Origin of the sequence: Pseudomonas sp. QLc11A (genome assembly GCF_052112305.1) — a bacterium.
Classification (GTDB): Bacteria; Pseudomonadota; Gammaproteobacteria; order Pseudomonadales; family Pseudomonadaceae; genus Aquipseudomonas; species Aquipseudomonas laurylsulfatiphila.
Genome location: NZ_JAVAJJ010000001.1, coordinates 520,791 through 537,294 on the forward strand (window position 1 = coordinate 520,791; position 16,504 = coordinate 537,294).

The following is a 16,504-nucleotide window of genomic DNA, read 5'->3' on the forward strand; positions in this document are numbered from 1 at the left end:
TCTCTCCTGCATCCCGCTGTTCATAGACCTGCACATATATCCGTCGTGCAGCACTTGCGCAGTGTAGCGATTTGCTCGCGGGCAATCTTCGTAAAAATGCGGCTGCCGTTCGTCGGCCCGCGCAGGTCATTGGCGATACAGCCAAGCGGTGGGTTGCCCCTGGCGAGGCAATCTTGAATAATCATTCAACTGAGAATTGTTTGCAGATAGTCATGACTCCCATCACTGCCGGTCTCCCCCGAATCCTGTCCATCGAAGACGACCTTGTGCTCGGCGCCTACGTTCATGAGCATCTGGACCGCAGCGGCTTCCAGGTGACCTGGTGCCAGAACGGCCAGGAAGGCCTGGACATGGCCCGGCGGCAACCTTTCGACGTGGTGCTGATGGATATTCTTCTGCCGGGCTTGGACGGTCTGGCGGTGCTGACCCAATTGCGCCAGAGCCATACCACCCCGGTGTTGCTGATGTCAGCCCTCGGTGCCGAGGCCGACCGCATCAGCGGCTTTCGCCTGGGGGCCGACGATTACCTGCCAAAGCCCTTCAGCATGGTGGAGTTGCGGGTGCGCATCGAAGCCATTCTGCGGCGGGTGGCCCTCGACCGCCGCCCGGTCCCCGCAGTGCCAGCCCCTTCGATGGACAGCCTGCGTTTCGACGATGAAAGCTTCGAGGTGTTTTATGGCGAGCAGGCGGGCGGGCTGACCCGCAGCGAGTACCGATTGCTGGAGACACTGCACCGCAACGCCGACGAAGTCTTGAGCAAAGCCTTCCTTTATCAGCAGGTGCTGCAGCGCGGTTACGCGGCCCATGACCGCAGCCTGGACATGCACATCAGCCAGATCCGCCGCAAGCTCAAGGCCATTGGCTACACCGAGCGCGAAGTGCGCACCGTCTGGGGCAAGGGTTACATCCTGAGCGCCGCCGATGAAATGTAACTTGCCGGGCAGGCATTCGCTGTTCTGGAAACTGGCCTGTCTATTGGTCGCGTTCTGTCTGCTGATGATCTGGTTGAGTTGGTCCTGGGGCCGTTACATGGAACAGCGCAACCAGTTCCTCTCCGATGAGGCCCGCGGCACCCTTACGCGCTACGCTGCCGAGGCCGAGCAGGCATGGCAGCAGCGCCAGAGCGCCGGTGTCGATGACTGGCTGCAGAGCATGCATCAGCGGGAAAAAGGCTGGGTCGGTGTCATCGACGGTGATTTGCAGTCCTTGAGCAATCAGTCGTTGACGGACAAGGAAGTCGAACGCCTGACTTTTTTACGCGGCCTCGATTGGCCCATCCACAAGAAAGGCCGGCCGTGGATGCGCATACCGTTTCCCGGTGACTCGTCCGCCGGCAGCCTGGTGATCGAGTTGCCCGAACGCTTTCTGCCTGGGCAATACCGGGTGTTCTGGCGGGTGATCACCAACGGCGTGATTCCGGGGCTGTTCACTTTGCTGCTGTGCGTCGGGCTCTACCGTTTGCTGGTGGTGCCACTCAACCACTTGCGTGAGCAGGCCAATGCCTGGCGTGCCGATCAACTGAACGTACGGCTCTCGAGCCGGACCACCAAACGTTCGGATGAACTGGGTGAGCTGGGCAGGGCGTTCGATCACATGTCTGAACGCCTGCAAAGTACCGTGGCCTTGCAGCAGCAACTGCTGCGCGACCTGTCCCACGAATTGCGCACGCCCCTGAGCCGCTTGCGGGTGGCCAGTGAAAGTGAGCAGGGGCTGGAGCTGTTGCGCGAACGCATCGGCCGGGAGGTCGATGGCATGCAGCGTCTGGTGGAAGACACGCTGCAGCTGGCCTGGCTGGACACCGAACGCACCCGTTTGCCCGACGAAGCGATCCAGATCCAGGCGCTGTGGGAGATGCTCACGGAGAATGCCTGCTATGAAAGTGGTTGGCCTGATACTCGGCTGCAATGCACGGTGGATGCATCCTGCTGGGTGCGCGGTCATCTCAACACCCTGGCTCAAGCGCTGGAAAATATGCTGCGCAATGCCATTCGCCATTCACCCACTGGCGGCATTGTCCGGCTGGCCGGGCGACGCGATGGTGAGTATTGGCATCTGTGGTTGGAGGATCAGGGGGGTGGCGTGGCTGAAGCCGATCTAGAGCGGATCTTCCTGCCATTTACCCGCCTCGATGGGTCGCGGCCGGGGGATGGCGGGTTTGGGTTGGGATTGAGTATTGCAAGGAATGCGGTGCGGCGTCAGGGCGGGAAACTTTGGGCGCAGAACACCGAGCGCGGATTACAGATGAATATACGGTTGTTGGCTAATAAATCGCCAGATTAATGTGGTGAAAACCGGATTGGGCTGCGTTCATACAACTAATTCGGATGCATCCTACGCGGCAAGTAATGCTTGGTGTATGAAAGTTCTGAAATTAGAAAAAGGGGCTCAAGGCCTCAATTTGACGGGCGATATCTACCTTGCAGATAAACATCAAGGAGGAGCGTCAATGAATGTCTTAATAAGAACACCCGTCATGTCAATGCAAGCCGATGCCTATGTCATAAAAAACCCTTACGAAACAAAAAATGCTTACACAATAACCAATGCAATCGATGCTGCTGATGCATTGAGTTTGAAAAGCGAGTCTGCAATAGGCGCGCTGAAAGATATGATAAGAGGGTGCGATTTTACGTCGATAAGTACCAATGAGTTGGCAAGGATTGGGTCAAGGCTTTTTGAGCTTGAACTGATAGATGAGGATGTGGCATGTGTTTTTATATCGGGTAATATGGCAACTGATAAAAATGGTCATCAAACTGAGAAGGACGTCAGGTTTAATGCGATCGCTATGTTTAACCAGAAGCTAGGTGATAACAAGGCGTACGCACGCGCATGGCCTATGTATGCTCATCAGGAGTCATTCAAGATTGTGACGAGGATGCTGCTGGGCGCCAATCAGGCGATAAACGCGCTCTCCTATTTTGCGAACTCAGCTAGAAATGACCTGTTCATCAGTATTCAGGCTTGAGTAAGTCGGTACCCGAAAATATTGACGGGTACCGACGAGTTATTGCTCATCGAGCATAGCGTGTGGTTCCAGAGTATTGTCTTTCCGTATTAAGTGTATTCTCGTGGCGTACTCTGTAAGTCCCCAGTGGTCCAAGTACCGAGGCCGTATTTCCAGTGCCGCCAGCGACTTCAGTCCAGGTTGAACCTGTTTGCCTATCAATGTATAGCTTCGGGGCAGAGCCCGCGCCTGAGGCGGTAATGGTGGCGGAAATATTGGCCTGTCGACATCCGTTTGCACCGGTTATCGTAAAAGGGCCTTGTGCGATAACGAACGAGTTGGCGGGGACGGTTCCATTGTAGGTATTAAGAATGCTGGTACATGCTGCCGAAGCTTGAGTGCTCGCCAGAATCAGGCTGGCGAGAGAAAGCGCAAAAAGTGTTTTCATCTCTATGCTCATTTGAAATGGTCATCAATGTGGTAAATGGCACGGAATTGCGTGAAGTGCACATTCCGCGTTACAAAAGACTATCCATGAAAACCATTGCCAACTAGTTCATGCATGCCGTCATGGGTTGCAGGAAATTTCTGATGGAGTGAGTTTTTCGTTCATATGGATCGAGGACTTCCGAGAGCCATTTAATGGGGGCAGCTCTCTGCTTGGTCCGGGCAGGACGCCGGATCAATAACCAGCCTTATTCCCATTAGCCATAAGCACCACACTTTGCGTGATATGGTCTGCGAACGTTTGCCGGTATGATAGGCGCCCCCGCAGTCTGGATTGCGAATACGCCATGACCTTGCAGTACCCAACCATCGCCGATTGCGTCGGCAACACTCCGCTGGTCCGTTTGCAGCGCCTGCCCGGCGCCACCAGCAATACCCTTTTGCTCAAGCTCGAAGGGAACAACCCGGCGGGTTCGGTCAAGGACCGTCCGGCGCTGTCGATGATCACCCGCGCCGAACTGCGCGGGCAGATCCACGCCGGCGATACGCTGATCGAAGCGACCTCGGGCAACACCGGGATCGCCCTGGCCATGGCCGCGGCGATCAAGGGTTACAAGATGATTCTGATCATGCCGGACAACTCCAGCGCCGAACGCAAGGCGGCCATGACCGCCTATGGCGCCGAGCTGATCCTGGTCAGCCAGGAACAGGGCATGGAAGGCGCCCGTGACCTCGCGCAGAAGATGGAAGCCGAAGGTCGCGGCAAGGTACTGGATCAGTTCGCCAACGGTGACAATCCCGAAGCGCACTACACCACCACCGGCCCGGAAATCTGGCGTCAGACCGAGGGCACCATCACCCATTTCGTCAGCTCCATGGGCACCACCGGGACCATCATGGGCGTGTCGCGCTACTTGAAAGAGCAGAACGACAACGTGCAGATCATCGGCCTGCAACCGATGGAAGGCTCGGCGATCCCGGGCATCCGCCGCTGGCCTCAGGAATACCTGCCGAAGATCTACCAGGCTGACCGCGTGGACCGGATCGTCGACATGGCCCAAAGCGAAGCCGAAGACGTGACCCGTCGGCTAGCCCGCGAAGAAGGCATTTTCTGTGGCGTGTCCTCGGGCGGTGCCGTGGCGGCAATGCTGCGCCTGTCCAAAGAAGTTGAAAACGCGGTGATCGTCGCGATCATCTGCGACCGTGGCGACCGTTACCTGTCGACCGGCATTTTCGACGCGCCCAACTGATGGCCAAGCATGAAAGAGGCCTGCGCTTCCAGCCTACCGGTGGCAGCAAGGCCCCGCAAATCCCGACCGGCAAAAAGCAGCGCCTGACCATTGAGCGCCTGGCCAATGACGGTCGCGGCATCGCGTTTTTCGAAGGCCGCACCTGGTTCGTCATCGGTGCATTGGCCGGTGAAGAGATTGAAGCGCGTGTGCTCGGCGCCCACGGCAAAGTGGTCGAGGCGCGCACCGAACGGGTGTTCAAGGCCAGCGAATTGCGCCGCCCGGCACCGTGCGCCCATGCCGGCCGTTGCGGCGGTTGCAGCGTGCAGCATCTGCCTCATAACGAACAACTTGCCCTGAAACAGCGCATGCTCGCCGAGCAGTTGTCGAAGGTCGCGGGCGTCGAACCCGAAGAGTGGGCGCCACCTTTGAGCGGTGCGGAATTCGCCTACCGGCGTCGCGCCCGCGTGGCGGTACGCTGGGACATGAAGGCGAAAAAACTCGAAGTCGGTTTCCGTGCCGCCGGCAGCCAGGACATCATCGGCATCGATGAATGCCCGGTGCTGGTACAGCCCTTGCAACCGATCATGACCCGCTTGCCGGAAATGCTGCGGCGCTTGAGCAAACCTCAGGCACTGGGGCATGTGGAGTTGTTCAGCGGCTCGACGCTGGCGGTTTTGCTGCGGCACATGGCACCGTTGTCTGAAAGTGACATGACCATCCTCAAGGATTTCTGCGCGTTCCATGAGGCCCAGTTGTGGCTGCATGGCGACGGTGAACCGCAACCGGTCGAGGCTGACCAGTCGCTGGGCTATCGTCTTGAACAGTGGGACCTGGAGCTGGCGTATCGGCCGGGAGATTTCATCCAGGTCAACGCTGGCGTCAACGAAGCGATGGTCGCCCAGGCGCTGGACTGGTTGAAGCCGACGGCGGATGAGCGCGTACTCGATCTGTTCTGCGGCCTGGGCAACTTTGCCTTGCCGCTGGCCAAGACTGCTCGCGAAGTGGTGGCAGTGGAGGGTGTGCAGGTGATGGTCGACCGGGCGGCGGCGAATGCGGCTAGCAACAATCTGCATAACGCGAAGTTTTTTCAGGCCGATTTATCCCAGCCTTTGACGGGCGCAGAATGGGCCGCCGAAGGCTTTTGTGCGGTACTCTTGGACCCACCGCGTGACGGTGCTTTCGAGGTTGTGCGCAAGCTCAAGACCCTGGGCGCCGAGCGGTTGGTGTATGTGTCATGCAACCCGGCAACGCTGGCGCGCGACACGGTCGAATTGATCAAGCAGGGCTACCGGTTAAAACGTGCCGGGATTCTCGATATGTTTCCTCAAACGGCACATGTCGAGGCCATGGCGTTATTTGAAGCGAGCTAGGACGCTCGTCTGGTCCGACTGGCCCGCCCGTGCAGCCGCGCACCGAGCCCGACGTGGGCGCACAGGCAACGAAGGTCAGCGATTTGACGCATTGAATCTGCGTCGTAGGGAAGGTAAGCAAGATGGTACAGGTGAGAGCACACCAGCCGATCAACACTGACGGCAGTATCAATCTCGAGGCTTGGCTCGATCACGCGGTGAGTGTCGATCTGGCACTGGATCGCGAAGCCTTGAAGGAAGCCTGCGAGTACGCTCGCGAGGCCGAACAACAAGCCAATGCGGCACAGAATCTGTGGTCGGAAGGTAATTCGACTTTCCGTACCGGACTTGAAATCGCCGAGATCCTCGCCGATCTCAAACTCGACCAGGACTCTTTGGTCGCCGCGATCCTGTATCGAGGCGTACGCGAAGGCCAGATCAAGTTGCCGGCGGTCAGCCAGCGCTTCGGTCCGGTGGTGGCCAAACTCATCGATGGCGTGCTGCGCATGGCCGCGATCAGCGACAGCCTGAGCCCGCGCAAATCCCTGGTGCTGGGCACCCAGGGCCAGGTGGAAAACCTGCGCAAGATGCTGGTGGCCATGGTCGATGACGTTCGCGTCGCCCTGATCAAGCTGGCCGAACGCACGTGCGCCATCCGTGCGGTGAAAACCGCCGATGACGAAAAGCGCAACCGCGTGGCCCGTGAAGTCTTCGACATTTATGCGCCACTGGCCCACCGCCTGGGTATCGGCCACATCAAGTGGGAACTGGAAGACTTGTCCTTCCGTTACCTGGAGCCGGACCAGTACAAGCAGATCGCCAAGTTGCTCCATGAGCGGCGACTGGATCGCGAGCGCTTCATCAGCGACGTGATGAGCCAGCTGAAAAACGAATTGCAGGCCACCGGCGTCGATGCCGACATCAGCGGCCGGGCCAAACACATCTATTCGATCTGGCGCAAAATGCAGCGCAAAGGCCTGGAGTTCAGCCAGATCTACGACGTGCGCGCCGTTCGCGTGCTGGTGCCGGAAATGCGCGACTGCTACACCGCGCTCGGCATTGTCCACACCCTGTGGCGGCACATCCCGAAAGAGTTCGACGACTACATCGCCAACCCCAAGGAAAACGGCTATCGCTCGCTACACACGGCGGTGATCGGGCCTGAGGGCAAGGTGCTGGAAGTACAGATCCGCACCCACGCGATGCATGAGGAAGCCGAGCTCGGCGTGTGCGCGCACTGGCGCTACAAGGGTACCGACGTCAAGTCCGGTTCCAATCACTACGAAGAGAAAATCTCCTGGCTGCGTCAGGTGCTCGAATGGCATGAGGAGCTGGGCGACATCGGTGGCCTGGCCGAACAGCTGCGGGTCGATATCGAGCCCGACCGGGTCTATATCTTCACCCCGGACGGCCACGCCATCGACTTGCCCAAAGGGGCGACGCCGCTGGACTTCGCTTACCGCGTACACACCGAAATCGGCCACAACTGCCGTGGCGCCAAGATCAACGGGCGCATCGTGCCGCTCAACTACAGCCTGCAAACCGGTGAACAGGTCGAGATCATCACCAGCAAGCACGGCACCCCGAGCCGTGACTGGCTGAACCCGAACCTGGGTTACGTCACCACGTCGCGGGCACGGGCGAAGATCGTTCACTGGTTCAAGCTGCAGGCTCGTGATCAGAACGTCGCGGCCGGTAAAACCCTGCTTGAGCGTGAGCTCAATCGCCTCGGTCTGCCGGCAGTGGATTTCGACAAGCTGGCCGACAAGGCCAACATGAAAACCGCCGAAGACCTGTTCGCCGCCCTCGGTGCCGGCGACTTGCGTCTGGCGCAACTGGTCAACCTGGCGCAGCAACTGGTCGAGCCGGAGCGCGGCAACGAACAGCTGGAATTGATTCCGCGCAAAGCCACGGGCTACAAACCGGGCAAGCGCGGGGATATTCAGATCCAGGGCGTCGGCAACCTGATGACCCAGATGGCTGGCTGCTGCCAGCCATTGCCGGGCGATGCCATCGTCGGCTACATCACCCAGGGGCGTGGCGTGAGCATTCACCGCCAGGACTGCGCCTCGGTGCTGCAGCTGGCCGGGCGCGAGCCGGAGCGGATCATCCAGGTCAGTTGGGGGCCGGTGCCGGTGCTCACCTATCCGGTGGACATCGTCATTCGCGCCTACGACCGTTCCGGTTTGCTGCGTGATGTGTCGCAAGTGCTGCTCAACGAGCGGATCAACGTGCTGGCGGTCAACACCCGCTCGAACAAGGAGGACAACACCGCGCTGATGTCCCTGACCATCGAGATTCCGGGGCTGGATGCGTTGGGGCGGTTGCTGGGGCGGATTTCCCAGTTGCCGAACATCATCGAAACGCGGCGTAACCGGACACCATAAGACATGTAGGAGCGAGCTTGCTCGCGATGGACGTTAACGATGACGCGAGCAATCAGGTTAAACGCGCCGTCCTCAGGTTCTTCGCGAGCAAGCTCGCTCCTACAAAGAGCGGGCAGAGATTGATCGATGTATTCACTTGAAGATTTGCTACATCTGATGAACCGCCTGCGCGACCCGCAGTACGGTTGCCCATGGGACATCAAGCAAACTTACGCCACCATCGTCCCGCACACCCTTGAGGAAGCGTACGAAGTCGCCGACGCGATCGAACGCGGTGACTTCGATCACTTACAGGGCGAGCTGGGCGATCTGTTGTTCCAGGTGGTGTATTACAGCCAGTTGGCTCGCGAAGAAGGGCGCTTCGAATTCGTCGGCGTAGTCGACAGCATCACCCGCAAACTGATCCGCCGTCATCCCCACGTGTTCCCCACCGGTGACCTGTATGCGCCTCTGGATGTCCCGCGCCTGAGTGAAGAGCAGGTCAAGCAGCGCTGGGAAGAGATCAAGGCGCAAGAGCGCGCGGAGAAATCTTCGGCACCCGAACAGTTGTCGTTGCTCGATGACGTCCCCGCTGCATTGCCGGCGCTGTCCCGTTCGGCAAAATTGCAGAAACGCGCGGGGCAGGTCGGCTTTGACTGGCCGGACGCCTTGCCGGTGCTCGATAAAGTGCGTGAAGAGCTCGATGAAGTGCTCGAAGCCATGTCGGAAAACGATCCCGAAGCCGTGGCCGACGAGATCGGCGATCTGCTGTTTTCCGTGGTCAATCTGGCGCGGCATCTCAAGGTTGATCCGGAAACCGCACTGCGTGGTGCCAACGGCAAGTTTGAAAGACGCTTTCGTTTTATCGAACAGGCATTGCGCGATACCCGTCGTCCCATAGAAGATTGCACCCTCGAAGAGTTGGACGCCTTGTGGGGCGAAGCCAAACGTCAGGAAAAGAATTTGCCCAGCTGCGGTTGAGCCGTGGCCCAAGTGAGTAATAAGCACCATGAGCATTTCCCTTCGCGACCAGTTGCTCAAAGCAGGGCTGGTCAACCAGAAGCAGGCCAAGCAGGTCAGCAAAGACAAGCAGAAACAACAGCGCCTGGCCCACAAAGGCCAGATCGAGCTGGATGACTCCCAGCAGCGCGCGGCGCAGGAAGCCATGGCCGAGAAGGTCAAGCGCGATCAGGAACTCAACCGCCAGCAGCAGGAGAAAGCCGAGGCCAAGGCCCGTGCCGCGCAGGTCAAGCAACTGATCGAAGTCTCGCGCCTGCCGAAACTGACGACCGAGGATTACTACAATTTCGTCGACGACAAGAAGGTCAAGCGCATCTGCGTCAACACCCTGATGCGCAACAAGCTCAGCAGCGGATCGTTGGCCATCGTGCATCACGCTGGCGGCTACGAAGTGATTCCGCGCGAGGCGGCGCTGAAGATTCAGGAGCGCGATCCGCAGCGCATCGTGCAGCTCAATGTGCAGACTGAAGAGGTCATCGCCGAGGACGATCCGTACGCGGCCTATAAGATTCCTGATGACCTGATGTGGTAACAGATTCAATGTTCTAGCAGGCTTACATGTTTGCTAGTACTTTGCATGATTTATACATTGAGCCCGAAAGATTGTATCGATACGATCTTTTGGGTTTTCTTTTGTCAGGAAATAATATCTTTTTATAAGGGTGTTTGTGTCTTGAGAAAGCAATTGGAATGAACTTTAGTATCCAAGGATGGAATAAATGTTTGTCAGTATCGCTTCGTTACGCCAATCCACTTTCAAGTCGCAGCTTTCACAGGCGCGACCGCTCGGGCAATCCATTCACGATTATCTGGACGATGAACTTGTCGCTCGTGCCGAGCTTGTACGCCGAAAAATCAAGATCGCTGCAAAAGCTGCTCGCGAGGATCATGGCGAGACCGCTTGTGTTTTCTTTACCCTGCCTGAGTTCTTCTGGAACATTCCCTGGCGCGAGGTCCGCAATGAAGAGGAGCTCCATGAGCTGAACTCTGCCTATCTGGAGAAAGTGCCAGCGTGTATAGCTTTGTTGATGACCGAACTGCCAGTGGAACGCTATGGCAAGATTGTATTGCTGGCGGGAAGCTGTGCGACACTCATCAAGGTAGGAGAAGGTGAATCGAGTTATTACGATGTTATTAATTACTTGCTGACGATCACCAATAAAGAATATGAAGTCGATATACCTTTGATGTCGATGTGGCCAAAGCGCCATGTATCAGGTATCGATTTTGGCAAGCACCTGGCTTCGGATGGTGACTTTTGGCTGTTCAAGATTTCCGAGGAAATCGAAGTCAGGGTGAAGAAGCTCGGCAGCGTGCGGGCTGAACACAGTTATTTCGGGGGTTATGAAGGGCGGTTCATCAATAGCCTCGTCAATGGCTGCCCTTTTGCAATCAACTTGTGCCTGGATTACTCCAGTCTCAAAGAAGGTGAGCGCGACATTCAAGTTGAACTGACCGAGGCAAAAATCGATTTCCTGATCGCCTGCGGCATGAGTTTCGACTATGCCAAGCGTCATCCGTCTTCGCTGCAGTTTTCGATCCGCAATGACGGAATGGGCGATGGCGACGTCGAGGTGGTCAGGCTTCAAGCGGGCTGGATTGTTGAAAGTGTCCCTTCGGTGCCGATCGAAGATGACCTACATTTGACGCTGATCGAGGTTGTCTGATGTGGATGCGGCCTGTCCAGCTGGAAAGGGCAGGCCGCACCGTGGTGGAGTCTGTTTTCAACCGGTTGCGAGCTCGCGTTTGCGCTCGAGCATTTCCAGTTCGGCCCTGTAGTTTTGCGCGTCGGCCTCGGAATGGAACATACCGACCAGCAGGTCTTGTTGGTGCACGTCCCAGATCCGGATGCCGGCGGCTACACCCTCGTGGGATTTATGTGAATCGTCGCGTTCAGTCACTTTGACAGTCATCTGCTAGCTCCAATCTCTGTTATCTGCAGCAAGGCGTGTGCAGGCCTTTGTTATAGAGTTTGGTAGCTTGCTAAGTAAATGACTGAGTTTGGTAACGGTTTTTTGCAAAAACGGAAACAGTCCTGCAGCCCGCTAAACGCGCGACATTCGGTCGCAGGGCTTTTGGTTTCATGACAAAAGCTTCATGTTGGAAGCTCCGAAAATCCAGTGTCGAGCACTGGAACTGTGGGAGCGAGCTTGCTCGCGATGGCGGTGGATCAGACGGCAATGATGTTTATTGGCACTCCCTCATCGCGAGCAAGCTCGCTCCCACAGGTCTTGCATCTGTTCTGGGTTTTTCTCAAGGCAAAAAAAACGCCCCGAACCAGTCGGGGCGTTTTCATGTGCGGCTCAGCAGCGGGAAATTACTTGCCTTCCCAGCGCTTCAGTACCAGCGTGGCGTTGGTGCCACCGAAACCGAAGCTGTTGCTCATCACGGTGTTGATGGTGGCGTTTTCGCGGGTCTTGGTCAGCACCGGCAGGTCGGCCACTTCAGGGTCCAGTTCGTCGATGTTGGCGGAGCCGGCAATGAAGTTGCCTTCCATCATCAGCATGCAGTAGATCGCTTCGTGAACGCCGGCGGCGCCCAGGGAGTGACCCGACAGGCTCTTGGTGGAGCTGATGGCCGGAGCCTTGTCGCCGAACACTTCACGCACGCCTTTCATTTCCGCGACGTCGCCGACTGGAGTCGAGGTGCCGTGGGTGTTCAGGTAGTCGATCGGGGTGTCGACGGTGGACAGCGCCTGCTGCATGCAGCGGATTGCGCCTTCGCCGCTCGGGGCGACCATGTCGTAGCCGTCGGAGGTCGCGCCGTAGCCGACGATTTCCGCGTAGATCTTCGCGCCGCGGGCCAGAGCATGTTCCAGCTCTTCGACCACGACCATGCCGCCACCGCCGGCGATGACGAAGCCGTCACGGTCGGCGTCGTAGGCACGGGAGGCTTGTTCCGGAGTGTCGTTGCGCTTGCTGGACAGGGCGCCCATGGCGTCGAACAGGAACGACTGGCTCCAGTGCTCTTCTTCACCGCCACCGGCGAAGACGATGTCCTGCTTGCCCATCTGGATCTGTTCCATGGCGGTACCGATGCAGTGAGCACTGGTGGCGCAGGCAGAGGCGATGGAGTAGTTCAGGCCCTTGATCTTGAACGGAGTGGCCAGGCAAGCGGAAACGGTGCTGCTCATGGTCCGCGTGACGCGGTATGGGCCGACGCGCTTGACGCCTTTTTCGCGCAGGATGTCCAGCGCTTCCATCTGGTTCAGGGTCGATGCGCCACCGGAGCCAGCGATCAGGCCAGTACGCGGGTTGGAAACCTGCTCTTCGGTCAGGCCCGAGTCGGTAATGGCGTCTTTCATGGCCAGGTAGGCATAAGCTGCCGCGTGGCCGACGAAGCGATAGATCTTGCGATCGATCAGTTCTTCAAGGTTGAGGTCGATGGAGCCGGAAACCTGGCTACGCAGACCCATTTCGGCATATTCCGGGTTGAACCGGATGCCAGGGCGGCTTGCACGCAGGTTAGCGGAGACGGTCTCTTTGTCATTGCCCAGGCAAGAAACGATGCCCAGACCAGTGATAACGACGCGGCGCATGCGGATAACCCTTAGAAGTTGTCAGTGGAGGTGAACACGCCGACCCGGAGGCCTTCGGCGGTGTAGATTTCGCGACCGTCGACAGTGACCGAACCATCGGCGATGGCCAGGTTCAGCTTGCCTTTGAGGACGCGCTTGATATGAATGTTATAGGTGACTTTCTTGGCGGTCGGCAGGACCTGGCCGAAGAATTTCACTTCGCCCGAACCCAGCGCACGGCCACGGCCCGGCAGGCCTTGCCAGCCCAGGAAGAAACCGACCAGTTGCCACATGGCGTCGAGGCCCAGGCAGCCCGGCATCACCGGATCGCCTTCGAAGTGGCAGGCGAAGAACCACAGGTCCGGATTGATATCCAGCTCGGCGACCAATTCACCTTTGCCGTACTTGCCACCTTCTTCGCTGATCAGGGTGATGCGATCAACCATCAGCATGTTCGGGGCGGGCAGTTGCGCGTTACCAGGGCCGAACAGCTCACCGCGACTGCAGCGCAGCAGGTCTTCCCGGGTAAAGGCGTTTTGTTTGGTCATGCGAGCTCCTCAATAGTCCCATGCGGCAGGTGGGGCAAATCTTCCCGGCCGATCGAAGCGTTCATGCCTCGAACCGGCAGCCTACTCATAGACTATTGCGTTGTGGTGAAAGTCACAGCACCAAGGACATGAATGTACACTTGTGCACTGAAATTATTATTCAAGCCCCTTTTCGGGCCTGTCGAGGTGCCTAAGACTGCCGCACTTTCGCCTTTCACGCCAGTCGCAGATGGTCGAAAGGCCTGTACTACTGCACCCACCGCTGCAGAATTTGTTGCAGATCAGTGCGTTTGAATGGCTTGGCCAGGTAATCGTTCATCCCTGCCGACAGACAGGCCTCTCGATCGCCCTGCAAGGCGTTGGCGGTCAGGGCGATGATCGGCAGGTCGGTGCACCCGGGTAACTGGCGAATTTGCCGGGTGGCTTCATAGCCATCGATGATCGGCAAGCGGCAGTCCATCAGGATCGCTTCGAAAATCAGGCTCTCGGCACTGCGTACCGCCTGCGCGCCGTCGGCGGCGACACTGACCTTGAAGCCCAGGCTGCGCAACATGGCTTCGATGACCGTCTGGTTGACCGGGTTGTCTTCGACCAGCAGCACATTGCGCCCTTCGCCGTCGCTGTTGCCGGTTTGCGCGCGGGGGAGCAACAGTGGCTGCGTCTGCTGGTGCAGGGCCAGGGGAATTTCCAGGGTGAACACCGAGCCGCGGCCTTCCTCGCTCTGCGCGCGCAAGGTGCCGCCCATGCGCTCGGCGAGGGTGCGGGCAATCGGCAGGCCCAGTCCGGTGCCGCCGTAGCGCCTTGAAATGGAGCTGTCGGCCTGCTGGAAAGCGTTGAACATCAACTCCAGGCTTTCGGCAGGGATGCCGATGCCGCTGTCGCGCACGGTGCAGGTGAACCACAGCAGTTCGTGATCCAGCGACTGCCATTGCGCCTCCAGGGTGACGCGGCCCTGCTCGGTGAACTTCAGCGCGTTGCCGACCAGGTTGACCAGTATCTGCCGGATACGCGTCGGGTCGCCCTTGACCTGCAGGCCGCGCATGTCGTCGGGAATCATCAGTTGCAGGTCGAGACCGCGTTGCGCGGCGCTGTGCTGGAACGACTGGGCGCAACTGCCTATCAGGTCGGCGAGGTTGAAGGGGATGTGCTCCAGTTCCAGCTCCGAACGTTCGATCCGCGAGAAATCCAGGATGTCGTTGATGACCTTGAGCAAGTGCTCGGTGGACTCCGAGGCCAGCGCCGCGTACTCCACCTGCTCTTCGGTCATGTCGGTGGTTTCCAGTAACTGCAGCATGCCCAGTACGCCATTCATCGGCGTGCGCAGTTCATGGCTCATCATGGCGAGGAAGTCGGATTTGGCGTTATTGGCCTTTTCCGCCTCTTCGCGGGTCTGGATCAACTGCGCCATGGCCTGATGCTGTTCGTGGCTGGCCTGCTCGAGACCGCTGGCGAGGTTGTTGATGTGTTGCGACAGCGCCCCCAGCTCGGTGTCATCGACAATCGGCAACGGGGTTTTGTAATCGCCGGCCTGGATCGCCTTGACGGCATTGCCGATATCACGGATCGGTTGCGACAGGCTGCTCGCCAGGCGTCGGGCCACGAGGAAGGTAAACAGCAGGGCAAACAGCGCCAGAATGGCAGCCTTGAGCACGATTTCCTGCTGGCGCCGACTGAAGGCATCGTTGGACAGCCCGACGATCACCCGGCCGAGGTAGTCCTCGGTGGGGGCGGCAGTGGCGGTTTTGCTGCTCTGGAAAAAGTCATTGTGCAACGCGATTCGCTGGAGCCGTATGGGGGCCTGGAACACTTCGAGCTGTTGCGCGCGATTGTGGTGTTCGTTCGGTTGTTCGACGTATACCAGAACCCGGTTGGCGCTGTCCTGGACTTCCAGAAAGCTCACGTTGGGCGTGGCCAGCGTCGCCTTGAGCAAGGTTTCAAGCACTTCGCTGTTGCCCGAAATCACCCCGTACTCGGTGGCGGGGGCCAGTTGGTTGGCGATCAACTGTCCGGTGTGGGAGATTTCCTGACGCAGATCCTGGATGCGCACGAAGGTGAAGAAACTGATCAGCAACAAGGTCAGCAGCAGGGCAGGGCCGAGGCTGATGAGTTGGGTGCGGGTGTTGATGTCCCAGCGACGGCGCAGGTTCATGGACGGCGTTCTCCTTCAGCCAGCAATGTGGCGACAGCCGCTTCGTTTATCTCTTCGATACCCAGGGAGCGCGCTACCTGGGGGTTGCTCGCGACCTTGAATCGATGGGGATAGTGCGAGCGCGGCCAGGTGGCCGGTGGCCGGTCGAGCAATTCGTCGAGGACCGCCAGCCAGTCGCTCTGATCGCTGTAGGTGCTGGCCAGGCTCCCGGCCTTGACGAAACTCGCGTTGGGGCCGATCAGTGCCATTTGCCGCGAGTAGCTGCTCAGCAGCAGGTTCTTTGCGGTTTGCGGGTTGTACAGGTCGGCGTCGTCCAGTCCCAGCAACACGTCGCTGTTCTTGAGCAAGGTCTGTAACGGGCGGCTGTCGTGAATGTTGTTCCAGCGTTGGGTGACCACCTCAAGGCCCAGGGGGAGGGCGGCCTGACGCAGCTCATCCAGCAGGAATTCACTGTGGTTGTCGTAGAGCACGCCGATGCGTTTGGCTTGGGGCAACAGGGTGCGGGTCAGGCGTAACTGGCGGTCCGGCGGTGGATCGCTCCACAGCAGGCAAAGGCGCGCCGGCAGCGAGCTGTTCAAGCGTTGCCGGGCTTGCAGGCGGCTGATGCGCAGCACCAGTGTCGCCGGGCCCTGGACGTCCTGCAGGCGCCAGTCGAGGCTGGGCAGGTCGAGGAGAATCAAGCGGATATTTTCCGGCAGTTGTTCCGGTACCGGCAAACTGGCCAGCGCCTGGAATCGCACGTTGTCGTTCGGTCGCAACTCGCTCAGGGCCTGGGTAAACGCCCGCACACCGGGGCTGTCTTCGGTCCCCGTGAGCAAAATCTCGGCCGCGTTGCTCGCCAGGCTGCCCAGCATGCCGGTGAACAACAGGCAAAGCATCGCCAGTAACCGGCCCAAGGTCGGTGTTCTCCAGGCCGGGCGATACGGCAT

The 16,504-nt window shown here is 58.8% G+C and carries 14 protein-coding genes; 9 read left to right on the plus strand and 5 right to left on the minus strand.

What is annotated here, in order from left to right:
- The first annotated feature begins 212 nt into the window (after positions 1–212).
- From Q8X48_RS02445 to Q8X48_RS02485, 9 genes are all read left to right on the plus strand, one after another.
- Positions 213–932: a response regulator transcription factor gene (locus Q8X48_RS02445; RefSeq protein ID WP_407799322.1), complete on the plus strand. Its 720-nt coding sequence runs from the start codon at positions 213–215 to the stop codon at positions 930–932.
- Positions 922–2,280 (plus strand): histidine kinase sensor domain-containing protein, encoded by a 1,359-nt coding sequence (locus Q8X48_RS02450; protein WP_407799323.1) that lies wholly within the window; start codon positions 922–924, stop codon positions 2,278–2,280. The genes Q8X48_RS02445 and Q8X48_RS02450 overlap by 11 nt, the downstream gene beginning before the upstream one ends.
- A gap of 76 nt (positions 2,281–2,356) precedes the next feature.
- Positions 2,357–2,968, plus strand: coding sequence for a hypothetical protein (locus Q8X48_RS02455; protein ID WP_407799324.1), 612 nt, complete (start codon positions 2,357–2,359; stop codon positions 2,966–2,968).
- 773 nt (positions 2,969–3,741) lie between these two features.
- Positions 3,742–4,644, plus strand: coding sequence for a cysteine synthase CysM (gene cysM / locus Q8X48_RS02460; protein ID WP_015096444.1), 903 nt, complete (start codon positions 3,742–3,744; stop codon positions 4,642–4,644).
- A complete protein-coding gene (gene rlmD, locus Q8X48_RS02465; RefSeq protein WP_407799325.1) occupies positions 4,644–5,996 on the plus strand; it encodes a 23S rRNA (uracil(1939)-C(5))-methyltransferase RlmD in 1,353 nt (450 codons plus the stop codon). The genes cysM and rlmD overlap by 1 nt, the downstream gene beginning before the upstream one ends.
- A 122-nt stretch (positions 5,997–6,118) precedes the next feature.
- Complete coding sequence (gene relA, locus Q8X48_RS02470; protein WP_015096442.1) at positions 6,119–8,362, plus strand: GTP diphosphokinase; 2,244 nt, start codon at positions 6,119–6,121, stop codon at positions 8,360–8,362.
- Between the two features lie 126 nt (positions 8,363–8,488).
- Positions 8,489–9,322: a nucleoside triphosphate pyrophosphohydrolase gene (mazG, locus tag Q8X48_RS02475; RefSeq protein ID WP_407799326.1), complete on the plus strand. Its 834-nt coding sequence runs from the start codon at positions 8,489–8,491 to the stop codon at positions 9,320–9,322.
- A 28-nt stretch (positions 9,323–9,350) separates the two neighbouring features.
- Positions 9,351–9,893, plus strand: a complete 543-nt coding sequence (locus Q8X48_RS02480) for a DUF2058 domain-containing protein (RefSeq protein ID WP_015096441.1) — start codon at positions 9,351–9,353, stop codon at positions 9,891–9,893.
- A gap of 187 nt (positions 9,894–10,080) precedes the next feature.
- Complete coding sequence (locus Q8X48_RS02485; RefSeq protein WP_126047060.1) at positions 10,081–11,028, plus strand: hypothetical protein; 948 nt, start codon at positions 10,081–10,083, stop codon at positions 11,026–11,028.
- 57 nt (positions 11,029–11,085) lie between these two features.
- On the opposite strand, the gene Q8X48_RS02490 is transcribed toward Q8X48_RS02485, so the two are convergent.
- The 5 genes from Q8X48_RS02490 to Q8X48_RS02510 all read right to left on the minus strand — a co-directional run bounded on the left by Q8X48_RS02490 (position 11,086) and on the right by Q8X48_RS02510 (position 16,504).
- Positions 11,086–11,274 (minus strand): hypothetical protein, encoded by a 189-nt coding sequence (locus Q8X48_RS02490; protein WP_007974549.1) that lies wholly within the window; start codon positions 11,272–11,274, stop codon positions 11,086–11,088.
- Between the two features lie 404 nt (positions 11,275–11,678).
- Positions 11,679–12,899 carry a beta-ketoacyl-ACP synthase I gene (fabB, locus tag Q8X48_RS02495; RefSeq protein ID WP_015096439.1) on the minus strand — a complete coding sequence of 407 codons (1,221 nt, stop codon included), beginning with the start codon at positions 12,897–12,899 and terminating at the stop codon, positions 11,679–11,681.
- 11 nt (positions 12,900–12,910) lie between these two features.
- A complete protein-coding gene (fabA, locus tag Q8X48_RS02500; protein WP_003227150.1) occupies positions 12,911–13,426 on the minus strand; it encodes a 3-hydroxyacyl-[acyl-carrier-protein] dehydratase FabA in 516 nt (171 codons plus the stop codon).
- Positions 13,427–13,673: 247 nt separating this feature from the next.
- The gene (locus tag Q8X48_RS02505) at positions 13,674–15,575 is read right to left on the minus strand and encodes an ATP-binding protein (RefSeq protein WP_407799327.1); all 1,902 of its coding nucleotides are present in this window, start codon (positions 15,573–15,575) and stop codon (positions 13,674–13,676) included.
- Positions 15,572–16,504, minus strand: coding sequence for an ABC transporter substrate-binding protein (locus Q8X48_RS02510; protein WP_407799328.1), 933 nt, complete (start codon positions 16,502–16,504; stop codon positions 15,572–15,574). The genes Q8X48_RS02505 and Q8X48_RS02510 overlap by 4 nt, the downstream gene beginning before the upstream one ends.

Bases quoted from the DNA above. Each gene is read 5' to 3' on its own strand.
- Q8X48_RS02445 (WP_407799322.1), top strand. From the start codon at position 213: ATGACTCCCATCACTGCCGGTCTCCCCCGAATCCTGTCCATCGAAGAC.
- Q8X48_RS02450 (WP_407799323.1), top strand. From the start codon at position 922: ATGAAATGTAACTTGCCGGGCAGGCATTCGCTGTTCTGGAAACTGGCC.
- Q8X48_RS02455 (WP_407799324.1), top strand. From the start codon at position 2,357: ATGAAAGTTCTGAAATTAGAAAAAGGGGCTCAAGGCCTCAATTTGACG.
- cysM (WP_015096444.1), top strand. From the start codon at position 3,742: ATGACCTTGCAGTACCCAACCATCGCCGATTGCGTCGGCAACACTCCG.
- rlmD (WP_407799325.1), top strand. From the start codon at position 4,644: ATGGCCAAGCATGAAAGAGGCCTGCGCTTCCAGCCTACCGGTGGCAGC.
- relA (WP_015096442.1), top strand. From the start codon at position 6,119: ATGGTACAGGTGAGAGCACACCAGCCGATCAACACTGACGGCAGTATC.
- mazG (WP_407799326.1), top strand. From the start codon at position 8,489: ATGTATTCACTTGAAGATTTGCTACATCTGATGAACCGCCTGCGCGAC.
- Q8X48_RS02480 (WP_015096441.1), top strand. From the start codon at position 9,351: ATGAGCATTTCCCTTCGCGACCAGTTGCTCAAAGCAGGGCTGGTCAAC.
- Q8X48_RS02485 (WP_126047060.1), top strand. From the start codon at position 10,081: ATGTTTGTCAGTATCGCTTCGTTACGCCAATCCACTTTCAAGTCGCAG.
- Q8X48_RS02490 (WP_007974549.1), bottom strand. From the start codon at position 11,274: ATGACTGTCAAAGTGACTGAACGCGACGATTCACATAAATCCCACGAG.
- fabB (WP_015096439.1), bottom strand. From the start codon at position 12,899: ATGCGCCGCGTCGTTATCACTGGTCTGGGCATCGTTTCTTGCCTGGGC.
- fabA (WP_003227150.1), bottom strand. From the start codon at position 13,426: ATGACCAAACAAAACGCCTTTACCCGGGAAGACCTGCTGCGCTGCAGT.
- Q8X48_RS02505 (WP_407799327.1), bottom strand. From the start codon at position 15,575: ATGAACCTGCGCCGTCGCTGGGACATCAACACCCGCACCCAACTCATC.
- Q8X48_RS02510 (WP_407799328.1), bottom strand. From the start codon at position 16,504: ATGCCGTATCGCCCGGCCTGGAGAACACCGACCTTGGGCCGGTTACTG.